The sequence below is a fragment of the Kribbella sp. NPDC051952 genome (assembly GCF_040680855.1).
In the GTDB taxonomy this organism is placed as follows: domain Bacteria; phylum Actinomycetota; class Actinomycetes; order Propionibacteriales; family Kribbellaceae; genus Kribbella.
Genome location: NZ_JBFAXQ010000013.1, coordinates 128,333 through 145,052, shown reverse-complemented (window position 1 = coordinate 145,052; position 16,720 = coordinate 128,333). Strand labels below are relative to the sequence as shown.

At 66.3% G+C, this 16,720-nt stretch carries 18 protein-coding genes; 5 read left to right on the top strand and 13 right to left on the bottom strand.

The window, feature by feature from the left end; genetic code table 11:
- Positions 1–47 precede the first annotated feature (47 nt).
- Positions 48–503 carry a nuclear transport factor 2 family protein gene (locus tag AB0L70_RS24100; protein ID WP_363687711.1) on the top strand — a complete coding sequence of 152 codons (456 nt, stop codon included), beginning with the start codon at positions 48–50 and terminating at the stop codon, positions 501–503.
- Positions 504–538: 35 nt separating this feature from the next.
- Here the strand turns inward: AB0L70_RS24100 and AB0L70_RS24095 are convergent, their stop codons facing one another.
- From AB0L70_RS24095 to AB0L70_RS24060, 8 genes are all read right to left on the bottom strand, one after another.
- Positions 539–1,012 carry a DoxX family membrane protein gene (locus tag AB0L70_RS24095; RefSeq protein WP_363687709.1) on the bottom strand — a complete coding sequence of 158 codons (474 nt, stop codon included), beginning with the start codon at positions 1,010–1,012 and terminating at the stop codon, positions 539–541.
- Positions 1,013–1,709: 697 nt separating this feature from the next.
- Positions 1,710–3,053 carry a sulfatase-like hydrolase/transferase gene (locus AB0L70_RS24090; protein WP_363687707.1) on the bottom strand — a complete coding sequence of 448 codons (1,344 nt, stop codon included), beginning with the start codon at positions 3,051–3,053 and terminating at the stop codon, positions 1,710–1,712.
- 7 nt (positions 3,054–3,060) lie between these two features.
- Positions 3,061–3,888, bottom strand: a complete 828-nt coding sequence (locus AB0L70_RS24085) for a carbohydrate ABC transporter permease (RefSeq protein ID WP_363687705.1) — start codon at positions 3,886–3,888, stop codon at positions 3,061–3,063.
- Positions 3,881–4,732 (bottom strand): sugar ABC transporter permease, encoded by an 852-nt coding sequence (locus tag AB0L70_RS24080; RefSeq protein WP_363687703.1) that lies wholly within the window; start codon positions 4,730–4,732, stop codon positions 3,881–3,883. The genes AB0L70_RS24085 and AB0L70_RS24080 overlap by 8 nt, the downstream gene beginning before the upstream one ends.
- Entirely contained in the window at positions 4,729–5,985 is a 1,257-nt protein-coding gene (locus tag AB0L70_RS24075) for a sugar ABC transporter substrate-binding protein (RefSeq protein ID WP_363687701.1), read from the bottom strand. The genes AB0L70_RS24080 and AB0L70_RS24075 overlap by 4 nt, the downstream gene beginning before the upstream one ends.
- A gap of 10 nt (positions 5,986–5,995) precedes the next feature.
- Positions 5,996–6,997, bottom strand: coding sequence for a LacI family DNA-binding transcriptional regulator (locus AB0L70_RS24070; RefSeq protein WP_363687699.1), 1,002 nt, complete (start codon positions 6,995–6,997; stop codon positions 5,996–5,998).
- A 260-nt stretch (positions 6,998–7,257) separates the two neighbouring features.
- Complete coding sequence (locus AB0L70_RS24065; RefSeq protein ID WP_363687697.1) at positions 7,258–7,605, bottom strand: MmcQ/YjbR family DNA-binding protein; 348 nt, start codon at positions 7,603–7,605, stop codon at positions 7,258–7,260.
- A gap of 19 nt (positions 7,606–7,624) precedes the next feature.
- A complete protein-coding gene (locus AB0L70_RS24060) occupies positions 7,625–8,044 on the bottom strand; it encodes a VOC family protein (RefSeq protein ID WP_363687695.1) in 420 nt (139 codons plus the stop codon).
- Between the two features lie 80 nt (positions 8,045–8,124).
- Between AB0L70_RS24060 and AB0L70_RS24055 the strand changes: the two genes are divergently transcribed.
- Positions 8,125–8,814: an AraC family transcriptional regulator gene (locus AB0L70_RS24055; protein WP_363687693.1), complete on the top strand. Its 690-nt coding sequence runs from the start codon at positions 8,125–8,127 to the stop codon at positions 8,812–8,814.
- 344 nt (positions 8,815–9,158) lie between these two features.
- Here AB0L70_RS24055 and AB0L70_RS24050 read toward each other — a convergent pair whose 3' ends face one another.
- Entirely contained in the window at positions 9,159–10,445 is a 1,287-nt protein-coding gene (locus AB0L70_RS24050) for a citrate synthase (protein ID WP_363687691.1), read from the bottom strand.
- Between the two features lie 278 nt (positions 10,446–10,723).
- Between AB0L70_RS24050 and rplM the strand changes: the two genes are divergently transcribed.
- Genes rplM through glmM form a run of 3 tightly spaced genes read left to right on the top strand, consistent with a single transcriptional unit; the run spans position 10,724 to position 13,082 of the window.
- A complete protein-coding gene (rplM, locus tag AB0L70_RS24045; protein WP_329482126.1) occupies positions 10,724–11,167 on the top strand; it encodes a 50S ribosomal protein L13 in 444 nt (147 codons plus the stop codon).
- A gap of 45 nt (positions 11,168–11,212) precedes the next feature.
- On the top strand, positions 11,213–11,728 hold the full coding sequence (gene rpsI / locus AB0L70_RS24040; RefSeq protein ID WP_363687919.1) for a 30S ribosomal protein S9: 516 nt from the start codon (positions 11,213–11,215) through the stop codon (positions 11,726–11,728).
- Positions 11,729–11,735: 7 nt separating this feature from the next.
- On the top strand, positions 11,736–13,082 hold the full coding sequence (glmM, locus tag AB0L70_RS24035) for a phosphoglucosamine mutase (RefSeq protein ID WP_363687688.1): 1,347 nt from the start codon (positions 11,736–11,738) through the stop codon (positions 13,080–13,082).
- On the opposite strand, the gene AB0L70_RS24030 is transcribed toward glmM, so the two are convergent.
- The 4 genes from AB0L70_RS24030 to AB0L70_RS24015 are packed head-to-tail and all read right to left on the bottom strand — an operon-like array spanning position 13,079 to position 16,717.
- Positions 13,079–14,164 carry a Gfo/Idh/MocA family oxidoreductase gene (locus AB0L70_RS24030; protein ID WP_363687686.1) on the bottom strand — a complete coding sequence of 362 codons (1,086 nt, stop codon included), beginning with the start codon at positions 14,162–14,164 and terminating at the stop codon, positions 13,079–13,081. The genes glmM and AB0L70_RS24030 overlap by 4 nt on opposite strands.
- Entirely contained in the window at positions 14,157–14,927 is a 771-nt protein-coding gene (locus tag AB0L70_RS24025) for a ThuA domain-containing protein (RefSeq protein ID WP_363687684.1), read from the bottom strand. Before AB0L70_RS24025 ends, AB0L70_RS24030 begins: the two co-directional genes overlap by 8 nt.
- A 19-nt stretch (positions 14,928–14,946) precedes the next feature.
- Positions 14,947–15,747, bottom strand: coding sequence for a carbohydrate ABC transporter permease (locus AB0L70_RS24020; RefSeq protein WP_363687682.1), 801 nt, complete (start codon positions 15,745–15,747; stop codon positions 14,947–14,949).
- 10 nt (positions 15,748–15,757) lie between these two features.
- Positions 15,758–16,717, bottom strand: a complete 960-nt coding sequence (locus AB0L70_RS24015) for a sugar ABC transporter permease (RefSeq protein WP_363687680.1) — start codon at positions 16,715–16,717, stop codon at positions 15,758–15,760.
- Between the last annotated feature and the right edge of the window lie 3 nt (positions 16,718–16,720).

Here is a 16,720-nt window from a genome sequence, read left to right as displayed (position 1 = left end):
CATATATTCGGAGTCGTCACTCCATTTAACTCCTGTGAGGAACTTTGATGACTCCCGAAGAGGTCTTCCGCAAGCTCGTCAACGGGGTCGCTGCCCGCGACTTCGACGTACTGCCGGAGCTTTACGCCGAGCAGACCGACGTACGCCATCCGATGAACCCGTACGGCGATCACCCGCTGCTGACCCGGGATGCGCTACGGGAGCACTTCGGGGTGAACGGACCGCGGGTGATGGACGTGGTGCGGTTCCAGCCGGAGAACATCCGGGTGCACCAGACCACGGATCCCGAGGTGATCGTCGCCGAGTTCGACTACGTCGGGACGGTGCTGGCGACGGGTGCGCCGTACCGGACGCCCTGCATCTTCGTACTGCGGATCCGGGACGGGCTGATCGTCGAGTCCCGGGACTACATCGACCACGTCGCGAACATCAAGGCCCGCGGCCAGGTCGAGGAATTCGTCGCCCACCTCCGGGAACCGGCCGGCGCCCCCGCCGCGTCGTAGTCGGCAGAGGCGCCGGATGGCCCCGGACCGAGGCATCAAGCCCGCCCGGGGCCATCTCCAAGTCGCACCGGCATGACCGTGAGTGCTTTCGCCGCAACCACCAGTCCGGCCGCCGCGAGCACGATGTCCTTCAGGACGTACTGCGCCTCGAGCGTCGGAGCTCCCGGGAACAGGTCGCCGAAGAACAGCACCAGCGGCGACATGATCCCCACCAGCGAGAACCCCAGCACCAGCAGCCCCGTCCGCAGGAACCGCCCGGACACCAACGTGATCCCGATGAAGCACTCCATCACCGCAGTCATCAACACCGCCGACCGCCCGTGAATCACCCCGAGTGTCAGCGTGTCGATCGTCCGCATCACCAGCGCCTCCGCCGGACTTGCCCCCGGGAAGAACTTCAACACCCCGAACACGAGAAAGATCACCCCGAGGCTCACGCGCAGAATGTCAACACTCCGACGCCCCAGCCAGTCAGCAACCCGATTCCCCTTGTACAGCAACGCATTCATGCTCTTTCTCCCTGTCGCAATCGATGTGACAACAGAGTCCCGTGAACACCCCGTGGGCCGCGTCGGGCCCACGAGGACACCTCTACTACCCCACCCGACGTACGAGTCAGGGACACCCTGAACCCTGAGGGAGTAGACGGCGCGTAAAGGTCACCGCTTCGCGGCGGCTGTTCTGTTGCCCGCCTCCGGCGGGATGCGCCGGGTGTTGTCACGGGGCGGGTGTACTCGGCGGGTTGTGGGTGTAGTCGTGTGGGGTTGGCGCTTAAAGGACACTGCTTCGCGGCGGCGGTTCTGTTGCCCGCCTCCGGCGGGATGCGCCGGATGTGTCACGGGCGAGTGCACTCGGCGGGAACGGATGTGGGGTGGGGGGCGCAAATGACGCCGCTTCGCGGCGGCTGTCTTGTGGCCGCCTTCGGCGGGTGCGCGAGTCGTTGTCACGCGTCGGTGCGCTCGGCGGAACAGATGTGGTGGACGGCCGCATGTACCTCGTGTGCGGTGGTGAAACCCATGAGGCGTGATCGAGCTCGGCGACGCATTGATCGGCCAGGGGAGGACCTAGATCCACGGCTCGTTGCATGTCGTGGGAGGGCATCCGCCAGGTGTGGTGGGCTCCTCCGCCGAGGGCACTCCTCGGATTCACGATGGGCGACCGCCGCCGGAGACGGGCAAGGGAATGGTCGCGGCGAAGCGGTGTCCTCTACTCGAGGAGGCGGCCTTTTAGGTTCAGGCGACGGACTGTGGTTTCTGGGTGGCGGCCTCGGTTGACGGGGTTCGGGTAGGGCGTGATGGTGACGGGCTGGTGTTCGACTCGGGCTATCTCGGCGATCAGTTGGGCTCGGAGGTCGGCTGCTACCTCCTGGTGGCCGAGGCTGTCGATGCGGTTGTCCAGTTCGTACGGGTCGGCCTGCAGGTCGTAGAGGGCTCGCTCGACGTAGTGGTCGGCTGACGGCTGGTCGCCGGCGTCGGGCGCGTGGACGTAGTACTTCCAGCGCCTGGTGCGGAGGGCGCGGCCCACCTCGGATTCGCTGACCTGGATGAGCACCGCCTCACCAGGAGACTCCCGCAGAGGTACGCCGTCCAGATGATCGGGCAACTCAATCCCAGCGGCATCCAGCAGCGTCGGTACGACGTCAACCGTGCTGACCGGACCACTCACCCGCGACCCACCCCGATACCCCGGGCCCTCAACCACCAACGGCACCCGGACAGACCCATCGTGGGGCGACCGCTTGTACTCGCTGTTCCGCGTCTTGAAGTGAGACCCATGATCAGACGTGTAAACGAGCAAAGTGTCGTCAGCCAACTCCAGACTGGTCAGTGCATCCCGCAGCCGCCCAAGACACTCGTCAACGCGCTTGATCTGCCCGTAGTACCCGGCCGCATGCTGATGCGCCGTACCGGGCAATGTCGCCAGATCCGGCGGCAGCCAAGCCCCGTTGTACGTCTCCCGATACACGTCCGGCGCCGGGTAGTCGTCATGCTCGTTCTGGTGATGCGGCTCGATCAGCGACAGGAAGAGCATGAACGGACGGTCGTCACCACTAGCCCGCGTGACAAAGCGAATCGCCGCATCGGTCAACGCATCCGGCCGATAGCCCGGCAGAAACACCGGCTCACCCTCACGGTCGTACACCACGGTCCGATAAGCATCAGACGTGAACTCGAGCAGGTTCGACCCCAGCCAGAAGTCGTAACCCGCCTGCTCCTCAACAGGAACAGGATCCGTCGTCCCGAGATGCCACTTGCCGACGTACCCAGTCTGATACCCAGCCTCCCCGAACAACCGCCCCAACGTAGGAGCGTCCCTCGGCAGGGGTACGTCGTTGCGATACACGCCAGTGTTCGTCGGGTACATCCCCGTCTGCATCGCCGCGCGAGCAGGTGCACACACCGGGTTCGTCGTACACGCGGCCTCGTAGAACGTCCCGCGACGAGCCATGAGATCCAGGTTCGGCGTCAGGCCGAGTGGGCAGCCGGCGGCGCCGACGGTGTCCCAGCGCTGCTGGTCGGTGAAGAAGACAACCACATTGGGGCGCGTCAAGAGGTGCTCATTTCAGTCCGGAGAGCGCGATGCCCTCGACCAGGAACTTTTGCGTGATCACGAAGAAAAGTGCGGTAGGGACGAACAGAAGGAGTGCACCGGCCGCGGTCAGGTTCCACTGGGTGAAGTACTCCTGGTTGAACAGCGTCAGCCCGATCGGCAGCGTCCGCATCTCGGTCCGGCTGGTGGCGATCAGCGGCCAGAGGAACTCGTTCCACTGGAACACGAACGTGAACAGCCCGAGCACCGCCAGCGCCGGCTTGCACTGCGGCAGGATCACCCGCAGGTAGATCCGCAGCTCACCGGCGCCGTCCACCCGGGCCGCCTCGATCAGCTCGTCCGGCAGCGGCCGGATGAACTGCCGCATCAGAAAGATGCCGTAGGCATCCATCAGGAACGGGACGATCAGTCCTTGGTAGCTGTCGATCCAGCCCAGGCTCGCGAAGATCGAGTAGATCGGCAGCATCCGGACGAAGAACGGCACCATCAGCGTGGACAAGACGGCGACGAACGCGACCCGCTTGCCCGGGAACTCCATCTTCGCGAACACGTACCCGATCAGCGGATCGAAGATCAGGTGCGAGACCGTGATCGCGCCCGCCATCACGAAGCTGTTCACGAAGAACCGCCCGAACGGCGCCGCCTCGAACAACCGGGTGAAGTTCTCCCAGTGCAGCTGGTCCGGCCACAGCACCGGATCACCCGACTGCACCTCGGCGTCGCTCTGCAACGCGAGCACGATCATGTAGAGCAGCGGCAACACCGTGACCAGGCCGAGCCCGACCAGTACGACGTACGCCGCCACGCGGTCGCCCGGGAAGAGTCGTTCACGCATTGGCGCGGTCTCCGATCCGCAGCTGGACCAGGGACAGAACCAGTACGACGATCAGCAGCAGCACCGACAACGCCGATGCGTACCCGAAGTCGTTGTCGTTGAACGCGACAATGAACAAGCGATGCGCGTACAGCGAAGTCGCGTTGCCGGGACCGCCTCCGGTGACGATGTACGGGAGCGCGAACTGTTGCAGGGTACTGATCAGTCCGATGATCGAGACGAACAAGGTCGTTGGCATCAACAACGGGATGGTGATCGCGAGGAACCGCCGCCATGGCCCGGCGCCGTCGATGCGCGCGGCCTCGTAGTACAAGGCCGGAATCCCTTGCAGACCGGCAAGAAACAGCACCATCGTGTACCCGGCACCCGACCAGACCGTGATGCCGACGATGGTTGCCAGTGGATGCGTACTGAGCCAGGTCTGACCGGGCAGCCCGATTGCCTCGAGCAATCGATTGAGAATGCCGACCTGTGGGTCAAGGATGTTCCGCCAGAGCAGGCCGACGATTGAGACCGACGTCAAGTACGGGATCAGCAGCACCGAGCGGAACAGCGTGCGGCCAGGTATGGCCTGGTTCAGGATCACCGCCAGTCCGAGGCCGACCGCCGTACCGACGACCAGTGTGCCCGCTGCGTAGGCGAGCGTGATCAGGAACGAGTGCAGTACTTCGGGATCGCCGAAGGCGCGGGTGAAGTTGCCCAGGCCAACGAACGAGACACCGTCGGAGTCGTACAGGCCGGTCAGCAGCTGGTTGCCGATCGGAAGGAAGAAGAGCAGGGCGAAGAACAGTACCGCCGGAGTGAGGAACAGCCATGCCGTCAGCGCCTGCCGCCGACGGGTCACAGTGCCGCCCCGGCCTGTTGGCGGAAGTCGGCGAGGGTCCGTTCGACCGGCGCGTGCTGGATGATCATCTGCTGGTAGGCCTTCTTCCACAGCTCGTTGATCTGCGCGGCCTTACCGCTGGCGGGCAGCGCGGGATCCTGTTTCGCCACGACTGCAAGGGCTTTCGCGATGACCCCGAGGTTCGGGTCGGCGGCCACGGCCGGATCGGCGGCCCAGCTCTTCCGCGGCATCGACATTCCGGCCTCCTTGGTCGCGGCCAACTCGACCTTCACCGCGGCGAGCTTGGTGATCAGCTCCCACGACAGCTTGGGGTCCTTCGCCTTCGCCGGGACCATCAACCCGGAGCCGGCCATCGCGGACGCCTGGACGGAGCCGGTCAGCGGTACGGCGAGACCGAGGTCGATGTCCGGGCTGCCCTGACGAACCGGGCCGATGTCCCACGGCCCGGAGACGAACATCGCCGCCCGCTTGGCCGAGAAGAGTTTCTGCGGTCCGGAGTAGTCCGTTGTCGCGACCGGCGCGGGGGAGACCTTGTGCGTGAAGATGAGATCTTGCATGTACTGCAGGGCTTTGAGCGCACCATCGGACGGAATCATGAACTGCTTGCCCTTGGCATCGCTGAAGATGACGTCCTGCTGGTTGTAGAAAGGTGCCGCGTAGCTGGCATCAGAGTTCAGTGCGGTGCCGGAGACCTTGTCCTTGGTCGTTTCCTTGGCGACCGCGAGGAACTCGTCCCAGGTTGTCGGCGGCTTGTCGATCATGGCCTTGTTGTAGAAGAGCAGGCCGTTCGGGGTCAGGTGCAACGGAATCGAATACGTCTTGTCCTCGTACTGCCGGGCCACCACAGCCTGGTCGAGAAAGTCGTCCGGGAAGCCGAACGCCTTGTCCGCGGCCGCGAACTCGTCGAGCGCTAGTACGTTGCCGGCCAGGCCGTACTGCGTTCCAGTGCCGGCGCTCACCTCTTCGACCAGATCGGGGACGTTACCGGAGCGGAAGTCGGCGGTGAGCTTGGTGGTCAGGTCCGGCCACTGGAACTTCTGCCAGTTCATCTGCAGGTCGTGATCCTTGCCGAACTGGTCGATCACTTCCTTGTAGGCCTGGTATCCGTGGCCGGCGTTCCAGTAGATCGTGAACGTCCGGGGGTCCTGCTTCTTCGCGGCCGGGGTCGCGGGCGAACACGCCGTACCGACTGCGCCGAGGACGGTGACGCCGAGGCCGAGCTGGAGGAACGAGCGGCGGTTGAAGGAGTGCATGGCGAGCCTTTCAGGCGGATGCGCGGCGGTTCAGGACCCAGGGCATGGACAGCTCCCGGGCCGGCCGCGTGGGGTCGTCGATGCGGGCGAAGAGCGCCTCGACCATCTCGGTGAAGTCGAGTTGATGCATGCCGACACTGGTCAGCGGCGGCGCGGAGTACGTGGCTTCCTGGGTGTTGCCGGTGCCGATCACGGCCAGGTCGTCCGGCACCTTGAAGCCGCGGTCGACGGCCGCTTGGAGGGCGGCGAAGGCACCGCGATCGGACTCGGAGACGAGGGCGTCGGGCGGATTGGGGGAGTCGAGCAGATCGCGTACGACGACCACGGCCTCCTCGCGGGATGCCGCGCCGATGCGGACCAGGGCCGGGTCGACCTCACGGCCGGCGGCTTGCAGGGCATCGGCGTACCCGAGGTATCTGTCCTCGTGGCTGCCGGTGTGGGAGAGGAACGCGATCCGCTCGCGGCCGGCCTGGATGAGGTACGTCGTTGCCTCGGCCAACGCCTGTCGGACGTTGTTGCGGACGAGGTCGACGCCGGGGAGTTCGAGGTGATCGCTGAACGCCATCAGGGCGCGGGTCGATCGCCTTGCCGCGGTCAGGTCCAGGTCGTCACTGAGTCCGGCGACGATGATCGCGCCGTCGACATGGCCGCGGGTGATGACGCGGAGGGACTGCGCTGCGCGGTCGAGCCGACGTACCGGTACGCCGATGACGGAGTAGCCGTGCTGGGCGGCGATGTCCTCGCACTGCATGGTCAGCCGGTCCAGCCATGGGCCGACCGGGGGTGCGTAGACCAGGGCAATCAGCTCGGAGCGCTGGCGGCGGAGGCTGCGGGCGGCCGTGTTGCCTTTGTAGCCGAGCTGCCGGGCAGCCTCCTCGACCCGGCGCCGGGTCGGCTCGGGCAGGGGTGTGGTCCGGTCCGCACGTCCGCTCAACACGTAGGAGCAGGTAGCCACCGAAACCCCGGCAGCCTCAGCCACATCCTTGAGCGTCGTCCGCCCTTCCCTACCCATGGTGAAAGCATTAACCTGACCAGAGACCCGGTCAACACCCCTAAGTTGGTTAATTAGCTAGACATTAACCACGACGATCTGTGGGGTTGCCGCCGCGAAAGGACACCGCTTCGCGGCGGCTGCCTGTTGCCGCCTCCGGCGGGGCTGGTTTCGGCGAGTACGTGCACCTGGGTTGGCAATCGGTGCATGGCGCCGGAGGTGGTCGAAGGGACAGCCGTTGCGTGGCGGGGTGCTTTGCGGGCGGTGTCCCTTCGGGACGTTCAGGCGGGGATGCGGCGGTGGGATGGGTGGGTGGTGACGAGGCGGTGGCTTTCCTCGATGAGGGTTTGGATCAGGGCGTCAGGGACGTCGCTGTTGAGGGTCGCGGTGATCCAGTGGCGTTTGTTGAGGTGGTAGCCCTCGGTGATACCGGCGTAGGTCTGGCGCAGGGCGACGGCCTGGTCGGGGTCGCACTTCAGGCTGATGTCGAGGGGTTCGGTCGCGGTGACGCTGACGGCGTACATCTTGCCGTTCGCGGCTTTGAAGACTGATACGCCGGGGCCGAAGGCGAAGGTCTCCTCGGTGCCGGGGAGGGCCAGGCAGGCGGCGCGGAGTTCGTCCCAGTTCATTGCTGTACCTCCAGGGTGTTCATTGCGAGAGTGCGACGGTGCCGTCGGCGTTGCGGATCAGGGACTCGATCCAGGCGACCTCCCAGGTGTGGCCGTCGGGGTCGGCGAAGACGCCGGAGTACCCGAATCCCTTGTCCTTGGGGGTGGCGGTGACGGTCGCGCCGGCGGTGGCGGCGTCCTGGCAGAGCTGGTCGACCTCGGCCGCACTGCCGACGGCGTACCCGAGGGTGAAGCCGCCCCAGGCGTCGCCGGCGGAGGTGACTCCGCTGTCCTCGGCGAGCTTGCTCCGGTCCCACAGCGAGACGATCATCGGGCCGGCCTGGAACATGACGATGTCGCCGTCGGTGAACGCCACGGTCCAGCCGAGGCGCTCGTAGAACTCGCGGGCGCGTGACACGTCGGCCACGCCCAGGGTGATGACATTGAGTCGTTGGTCCATGGGGTCGACGCTAGGGGCGGGCGGGCCGCGGTTCCTTGGAGAAAACGGACATTGTCGGACCCCGTGAATACACTCGAATCATGTCCGCCGGACCGGCGCCTCGTGCGATCTTCCTGGGCGGGGAAGGTGTGCATTGGAGCGAGCGGCCGCCACCGCCCGAGCTCGCCCCGTGGATCGCCACGTTCTGGCACCTGACCACCGACCGCCCGGCGATCCTCCGGGTGATCCCGGACGGCTGCACGGACCTGATCGGCGGGGACGTCGTCGGTTCACTCAGTCACGCGATCGTGGCTGAGTTGGGGGCCGGCGAGAGCACGTACGGCGTGCGCTTCCGCCCCGGTGCGTTCAACGCGCTGTACGGCGTACCTGCTGGTGAGATCGCGGACATGCGGCTGCCGCTGGCCGACGTCGTACGCCGCCCTCGGAAGCTGCTCGAGCTCGCGCGCGACGCGGAACGGCCGGATCCGCTGGCGACTGCGGCGCTGTACGCGAACGATGTCCGTGCGTTGGCGCGGGAGACCGGATACAGCGAGCGCCACCTGCACCGACGCGTGCTCGCGCTCACCGGCCACAGCCCGAAACGACTGGGCCGGATCGGCCGGATGCAAGCCCTCCTGGCCGCCGGTCGCGGCCAGAACTGGGCCCAAACCGCCGCCCACTTCGGCTACTCCGACGAATCCCACATGATCAACGACATCCGCCGCCTGGCGGACGCTACCCCCCACGCCCTCCTCACCGCCCGCTCCCGCCCAGCACCCCAACCCACGTAACTCCGCGGCCGGCGGTGGGCTTCCGGATCCAGGTGATGCGATCCCTGCCGTGATCGGCATTCGATGGGATAACCCCTTGAGATGAGGGTTATCGGCCGGTACACCACCAGAGAACCCACGTGTCGCGTGGATATCCCCTCGAATGCCAGAGCGGCGGACCCCACACTCGCGCGCACCGCAACCAGCCGCCGTACGACGCGAGGTCTCACCAATCACCCTCGTCGCGCCGATCCCATCCCCGGGAGAACGATCTACGCACCCCGCCGAAGCTGCCGTCGCGGAGCGGGGTCCTTTACGCGAACAACCCCTCGACCGGGTGGTCGAGGGGTTGTTGGGAGTGAGGTTCAGCGGTCGCCCATGGGGACGTACTGGGTGCCTCGGGCGCCGGTGTAGATCTGTTTCGGGCGGGCGATCTTCTGGTCGTTGTCGCCGAGCATCTCGAGCCACTGGGCCAGCCAGCCGGAGGTGCGGGGGATGGCGAACAGGACGGTGAACATCTCCGGCGGGAAGGACAGGGCCTCGTAGATCAGGCCGGAGTAGAAGTCGACGTTCGGGTAGAGCTTGCGGGAGACGAAGTACTCGTCCTCCAGCGCGATCTTCTCGAGTTCGACGGCGATCTTCAGCAGCGGGTTGATCCCGGTGACCTCGAAGACGTCGTCGGCGGCCTTCTTGATGATCTTGGCGCGCGGGTCGTAGTTCTTGTAGACCCGGTGGCCGAAGCCCATCAGCCGCTCTTCGCCGGCCTTCACGCCCTCGATGAACGACGGCACGTTGTCGATCGAGCCGATCCGGCGAAGCATCTTCAGGACCGCTTCGTTGGCGCCGCCGTGCAGCGGGCCGTAGAGGGCGCCGATGCCGCCGGCCACCGCGGTGTACGGGTCGACCTGGGTCGAGCCGATCGCGCGGACGGCATTGGTGGAGGCGTTCTGCTCGTGGTCGGCGTGCAGGATGAACAGGACCTCGAGCGCCCGGACCAGCCGGTCGTCGGAGGCGTACTTCGGCTCGCTCATCTTGAACAGCATCGACAAGAAGTTCGCCGCGTAGCTGAGCTCGTTGTCCGGGTACACGTACGGCTTGCCCTGGGCGTGCCGGTACGCGAACGCGCCGAGGGTCGGCATCTTCGCGATCAGCCGGCGGATCTGCAGGGCCCGCGACTCCTCGTCGAAGATGTCGCGCGACTCGGGATAGAAGGTGGACAACGCCCCGACCGACGCGAGCAGCATCCCCATCGGGTGTGCGTCGTACCGGAAGCCCTGCATGAAGGTCTTCAGGTTCTCGTGCACGAACGTGTGATACGTCACGTCGTGCGCCCAGCCTTCGTACTCCGCCTTGTTCGGCAGCTTGCCGTTCACCAGCAGGTAAGCCACTTCGAGGTAGTTCGACTGCTCGGCGAGCTGCTCGATCGGATATCCGCGGTACTCCAGGATGCCCTTGTCGCCGTCGATGAAGGTGACGGAGGACCGGCAGGAGGCGGTGTTGACGAAGCCGGGGTCGTAGGTGGCGAGCCCGCCGTCGCCGTCGGATGCGCTGATCTGCTTGAGGTCGGCGGCACGGATAGTGCCATCGGTGATGGCAAGGTCGAAGTCCTTGCCGGTCCGGTTGTCCCGGACGGTGAGCGACTGTTCGGTCACAATGCCCTCTTCGGAAGCTGGCGCCATCGCCTGGTGAGTGAGGGTTATCGTCAGCCGGCGGGACGCGGGTTCGGACTGCAATCTTCACCGCTAAACTAGTGCTGTCCTCAGCTGCTTCCAAGCCGGGGTCCCCTGGGCGCCTGGGCTCGCTTTGACCCCGGGGTGCCGACGCCGGTATTCTGGGCTGCTGTTGTGCGTTCCAGGTCCTTGCCATTGTCGGTGGACCGCTCGCCGACGTACCAGTTTTGTCAACCTCTGAGAAACGAAGGTCAACGACCGTGCGCACGTACAGCCCGAAGCCTGCTGACGTCACCCGTGAGTGGCACGTGATCGACGCCACCGACGTCACGCTCGGTCGGCTCGCCGTCCAGATCGCCACGCTGCTGCGTGGCAAGCACAAGCCGACGTTCGCACCGCACGTGGACGGCGGTGACTTCGTCGTCGTCGTCAACGCCTCCAAGGTCGCGCTGTCCGGCACCAAGCGGACGGACAAGCTGGCCTACCGCCACTCGGGTCACCCGGGTGGTCTGACGGCCACTCCGATCGGCGAGATCCTCGACAAGGACCCGCGTAAGGCCGTCGAGAAGGCCGTCTGGGGCATGCTCCCGAAGAACCGTCTGAGCCGGAAGCTGCTGAACAAGCTGAAGGTGTACGCCGGTCCGGAGCACCCGCACACGGCCCAGCAGCCGAAGCCGTTCGAGATCACCCAGATCGCCCAGTAGAGCGATCGCCGAGCCAGGTAAACGAGGATTCACAGCGTGAGCGACATCACCACCGAGACCGACGCAGCATCCGACATCGAGGTCCCCATCGACACCGAGGGCCCGGTTGCCTACACCTCCGAGACGAACCCGAGCCCGGAGCAGCGCGCCGAGTCGGGTCGCGTCGCGGTGATCAACCCGGCCGGTGCGACCGGTCGCCGCAAGGAGGCCGTCGCTCGCGTCCGCCTCGTCCCGGGCACGGGTCAGTGCACCGTCAACGGCAAGCCGCTCGACGTGTACTTCCCGAACAAGGTGCACCAGCAGCACGTGAACGAGCCGTTCGTGGTTGCCGGTCTCGAGGGTTCGTACGACGTCATCGCCCGGATCAACGGCGGCGGCATCACCGGCCAGGCCGGTGCGCTGCAGCTGGGGATCGCCCGCTGCCTGAACGCCGCCGACGAGGAGGCGAACCGCCCGGGTCTGAAGAAGGCCGGGCTGCTCACCCGCGACGCGCGGATCAAGGAGCGCAAGAAGGCCGGTCTCAAGAAGGCCCGCAAGGCTCCGCAGTACAGCAAGCGCTGATCACCTGATGGGCCGTTTGTTCGGCACGGACGGAGTCCGTGGCCTGGCGAACGTGGACCTGACCGCGGAGCTGGCGCTCGACCTCTCGGTCGCGGCAGCTCACGTACTCGGCGAGGCCGGTGCCTTCGAAGGGCACCGGCCACGCGCCGTTGTGGGCCGGGATCCTCGTGCCAGTGGTGAGTTCCTGGAAGCCGCCGTCGTGGCCGGTCTGGCCAGCGCCGGCGTCGACGTGTTCCGGCTCGGCGTCCTGCCGACGCCGGCCGTTGCCTACCTGACCGGTTCGACCGGCGCCGATCTCGGCGTGATGCTGTCCGCCAGCCACAACCCGATGCCGGACAACGGCATCAAGTTCCTGGCGCGTGGCGGGATCAAGCTCGACGACGTGATCGAGGACGCGATCGAGGCCCGGATGAACGAGGCCTGGCAGCGTCCGACCGGCGCGGCCGTGGGCCGGGTGCTGGACGACGGGCAGGGCTTCGAGACGTATGTCTCGCACCTGGTCCGCTCTGCCCCGAACCGGTTCGACGGCGTCAAGGTCGTGATCGACTGCGCCAACGGCGCCGCCTCCGAGACGGCACCCGAGGCGCTGCGCCGGCTGGGTGCCGAGGTGATCACGTACGCCGCCGCCCCCGACGGGCTGAACATCAACCTGAACTGTGGCTCCACCCACCTGGAGGGGCTGCAGCGCGAGGTGATCGGTCACCGCGCCGATCTCGGCATCGCCCTCGACGGCGACGCCGACCGCTGCCTGGCGGTCGACGCGAACGGTGAGCTCGTGGACGGCGACCAGATCCTCGCGATCCTGGCGCTGGCCATGCGTGACAGCGGCCGGCTGTCCAACGACACCGTGGTCGCGACCGTGATGAGCAACCTGGGCTTCGTCCAGGCGATGGTCCGGGAGCAGATCGCGGTCGAGCAGACCAAGGTCGGCGACCGGTACGTGCTCGAGGCAATGAAGGCCGGCGGTCACAAGCTCGGCGGTGAGCAGTCCGGGCACGTGATCCTGTCCGACCACGCCACCACCGGCGACGGCACGCTGACCGCGGTCATGCTGCTCGCCCGGATCGCCCAGACCGGCAAGGCACTGAGCGATCTGGCCGGTGCGATGACGCGCCTGCCGCAGGTTCTGGTCAACGTGAAGAACGTCGACAAGTCCCGGGCCGGCACCGATCAGACCGTCCAGACGGCGGTGGCCGAGGCCACCAACCGCCTGGGCGACACGGGCCGGGTCCTGCTCCGCCCGTCCGGCACCGAGCCGCTGGTCCGCGTGATGGTGGAGGCCGAGTCCTCGGACACGGCCGACGAGATTGCCCACTCCCTCGCCGACGTCGTCGCCACCTCCCTCAAGCTCTAGAGGCCGACGACCTTCAGCACAGAAGGCCAGCTTTCGAGCGTCGCTCGAAGGCTGGCCTCTTCGGTTGTAGCCAGCGCCTCGGCATAGGCAGCCTCCAGTACGTCGGCAATCTGCACGGGTGCTCCCGAGGACGCCGAGCGTACGGCGGCCTCGACCATCGCGATGCTGATCACGTTCGAGTGGACCTCGGACTGCGGGACGGTCGAGGACCGGACCGCGGCGACGAACTCGACCAGCGAGCCCGCGATCTGCTCGGGATCGTCGACGAGCACGGCCGGCAATGTGTCGCCCGAGTCGAGTTCGGCCACGGGCGGGTTGTCACCGTCCCAGGTCGCCGTACCGCCGGATGCGCTGGCTCGCCAGCTGCCGTTCCAGGAGGTCTCCAGGCCGGGGGCGCACCAGCTTCCGGTGAAGGCGAAGCGGGTGCCGTCGGCGAACCGGAAGATCGCCGACGCGGCCGCGTTTCCGTCGAACCAGCTCCAGTCCGGGTTGTACGACTCGCAGTAGACCGACACCGGCTCGGAGTCGATCAGCTTGCGGGCCAGGTCGAACTGGTGGATCGCCATGTCGACCAGGAGCGGCTCGGCCATCCGCTCCCGGAACCCACTGAAATGTGGGGCTTTGAAGAATTCGCACGACAGCGTTCCGAGGGTGCCGAGCTCGGCGAGCTGCCGGCCGAACGCGGCGGCGGCCCGGAAGTAGCGGCGGGACTGCGAGACCATCAGCAGCTTCCCGCTCACCTCCGACGCCGCGACCATCGTCAGGCACTCCCGGACAGTCTCTGCGAGCGGCTTCTCGCAGAGCACGGGAAGCCCACGCTGTAAGGCTTCTACGCTCACGACCGGATGAGCGACCGGCACAGTCACGTCGATGACCGCGTCGGCCTCTACGCCCAGTGAGTCGATCGACGCCGCCACCGGGACAGCGCTGAAGCCGTGCTCGTCCGCCGCCGCTCGCGCGACCGCGACATCCAGATCCACCAGGCCGACGAGGTCGACATCAGGATTGTCGGCAATCGTACGAAGCCAGGCGCGGCCCATCCCGCCCGCGCCGGCCTGGATCAGGCGAAAGGGCTCAGGCATCCGCAGACTCCTCGATCGGGCCGGTGTACCCATGACCGTTGAAGAAATCGCCGGTCTCGTAGCGCAGCAGCACCGGGACAGCCCGCTCGGGCCGATCCGATCGAGCCCACTCGACCCCGTTCGCGATCACCTTGCGAACGTCCTTGTGGTGGTACACCGGGAAGTCCTGGTCGCCGGGGGAGAAGTAGAAGATCTTCCCGTGTCCACGGCGGAACGTGCAGCCGGAGCGGAACACCTCGCCACCGGAGAACGACGACACGAAGATCAGTTCGTCCGGTACCGGGATGTCGAAGAACTCGCCGTACATCTCCTGCTGCTCGATCTCGATCGGGTGCGGGACGCCCTGCGCGATCGGGTGCGTCGGGTTCACCGTCCACACCAGCTCGCGGTCGCGCTCACTGCGCCAGCGCAACGTGCACGACGTACCCATCAGCTTGCCGAAGATCTTCGACCAGTGACCCGAGTGCAGTACGACGAGACCCATGCCCGACAGCACGTGCTGGTACACGCGGTCGACCACCTTGTCCTCCACCTCACCGTGGGCCGCGTGACCCCACCACACCAGTACGTCGGTCTCCGCGAGCACCTCCTCGGTGAGCCCGTGCTCCGGCTCGTCCAGCGTGGTGGTGGAGACGTCGGCCTCGAGGTTCTCGCGGATGCCGGCGGCAATCGTGTTGTGCATGCCGTCCGGGTAGATCTCGGCGACGTGCGGCTCGACCTGCTCGTGCCTGTTCTCGCCCCAGACGAGTACACGAATCGTCATAAGTGTTGTCCTTAAGGGATTATTTGACGGCTCCGCCGATGGCACCGGCGGCGATGTACTTCTGTGCGGCGACCAGCAGCACGATGGCCGGGATCGCCGAGAGCACCGCGGTCGCCATCACCGCGTTCCAGTTCTGCACCTGGGTGCCGAGGTACTGGTAGATCCCCAGCGTCACCGGGCGTACGCCGCCCTTGGTGGTCAGCGTGAGCGCGAAGAGGAAATCGCTCCAGGAGAAGAGGAAACTGAACAGTCCCGCGGTGATCAGCGAGTTCTTGCTGATCGGCAGCACGATCGCCACGAACGCACGGAACAGCCCGGCGCCGTCCACCCGTGCGGCCTCCACCAGTGACGGCGGCAGCGACATCATGAACGACCGCAGGATCAGGATCGCGAACGGGATCCCGCTGCTGCAGTTCGCGACGATCAGGCCCGGGATCGAGTTCAGCAACCCGATCCGCTCGTACGCCGTGTACAGCGCGTTCGCGATCACGATCCCCGGAATCATCTGCGAGATCAGGATCGCCAGTAGCCCGATCGACACCCAGCGGGACCGGAACTGCGAGAGCGCGTAAGCACACGGGGTCGCGATCGCCAGACTGAGCACGACCGTCCCGGCCGCGATGATCATGCTGGTGACCAGGTTGCCGCCCTGCTCGTCGAGGGCGCGTTTATAGCCGGCGAATGTCGGGTGCAACGGCAGGAACCCCGCGGTCAAGGTGTTCCCGGACGGTTGCAGCGAAGCGTTCACCATCCAGTACACCGGGAACAACATCACGCACAGGATCAGGACACCGATGACGGTGTACGCCGTACGTCGCATCGTGGCCTCCCTACTCGTCGACAGCGCGGCGGGTGCTGCGCAGGTAGAAGATCGCGAACAGGAACGAGATCGCGATCAGGATGTTGCTCAGCGCCGCGCCTTCACCGAACTTGAAGTCGATGAACGACCGCTCGTACGACTGGGTCGCGAGCGTCTGCGTCGCATTCGCCGGTCCACCGCCGGTCAGGCCGAGGATGATGTCCAGCACCTTGATCGTGTAGACGACCCCTAGCATCAGCACCACGCCTGCCACCGCCCGCAGGTTCGGCCAGGTGATGTACCAGAACGCACGCCACCCGGTCGCGCCGTCGAGCTGACCGGCCTCGTAGAGCTCGTCCGGGATCTCGCTGAGACCCGAGTACAGCAGGGTCACGTTGAACGGGATGCCGATCCAGATGTTCACGCCGATCACCGCGATCAGCGCGACCGACGGCGAGTTCAGCCATGGCACCGGTTCGTTGATCACGTGCAACCAGGACAACGTCCGGTTCAGGATGCCGCTGTCCTGCTCGAGGATCGAGCGCCAGGTCGCGCTCGACACGATCAGCGGCAGCAGCCACGGCAGCAGGAGCAGCGACCGCAGCAGCCCGCCGAGCGGGAAGCGCTGCCGGAAGAACAGCGCCAGCCCGAGTCCGATCACGAACTGGAACGCGATCGACCCGATGGTGAACAACGCGGTGTTCAGCATCGCGTCGGAGAACAGGTTGTCCCGCACGACCGTGCTGTAATTCTTCAGTCCGACCCAGGGAGCGTCACCGGTGAAGAACGTCCGCAGGCCGTAGTCCTGCAGGCTCATCATGAGGTTCTTCAGCACGGGGTAGCCGAACAACGCGATCATCGCGACCGCGGCCGGCAGGACGAAGAGGAGCTTGGTCAGATCCTCACCCCGGTGGCGCCGGCCACGAGGCCTGCGAGCAGGCGTCGGGCCGGCCACCTTGGCGTCGTCCTGCATCACTGTCGATGCAGCCATCGC

Coding starts and splice junctions, on each gene's coding strand:
- AB0L70_RS24100 (WP_363687711.1), top strand. CDS start 48: ATGACTCCCGAAGAGGTCTTCCGCAAGCTCGTCAACGGGGTCGCTGCC.
- AB0L70_RS24095 (WP_363687709.1), bottom strand. CDS start 1,012: ATGAATGCGTTGCTGTACAAGGGGAATCGGGTTGCTGACTGGCTGGGG.
- AB0L70_RS24085 (WP_363687705.1), bottom strand. CDS start 3,888: ATGCGTGAACGACTCTTCCCGGGCGACCGCGTGGCGGCGTACGTCGTA.
- AB0L70_RS24075 (WP_363687701.1), bottom strand. CDS start 5,985: ATGCACTCCTTCAACCGCCGCTCGTTCCTCCAGCTCGGCCTCGGCGTC.
- AB0L70_RS24070 (WP_363687699.1), bottom strand. CDS start 6,997: ATGGGTAGGGAAGGGCGGACGACGCTCAAGGATGTGGCTGAGGCTGCC.
- AB0L70_RS24065 (WP_363687697.1), bottom strand. CDS start 7,605: ATGAACTGGGACGAACTCCGCGCCGCCTGCCTGGCCCTCCCCGGCACC.
- AB0L70_RS24060 (WP_363687695.1), bottom strand. CDS start 8,044: ATGGACCAACGACTCAATGTCATCACCCTGGGCGTGGCCGACGTGTCA.
- AB0L70_RS24055 (WP_363687693.1), top strand. CDS start 8,125: ATGTCCGCCGGACCGGCGCCTCGTGCGATCTTCCTGGGCGGGGAAGGT.
- glmM (WP_363687688.1), top strand. CDS start 11,736: ATGGGCCGTTTGTTCGGCACGGACGGAGTCCGTGGCCTGGCGAACGTG.
- AB0L70_RS24030 (WP_363687686.1), bottom strand. CDS start 14,164: ATGCCTGAGCCCTTTCGCCTGATCCAGGCCGGCGCGGGCGGGATGGGC.
- AB0L70_RS24025 (WP_363687684.1), bottom strand. CDS start 14,927: ATGACGATTCGTGTACTCGTCTGGGGCGAGAACAGGCACGAGCAGGTC.
- AB0L70_RS24020 (WP_363687682.1), bottom strand. CDS start 15,747: ATGCGACGTACGGCGTACACCGTCATCGGTGTCCTGATCCTGTGCGTG.
- AB0L70_RS24015 (WP_363687680.1), bottom strand. CDS start 16,717: ATGGCTGCATCGACAGTGATGCAGGACGACGCCAAGGTGGCCGGCCCG.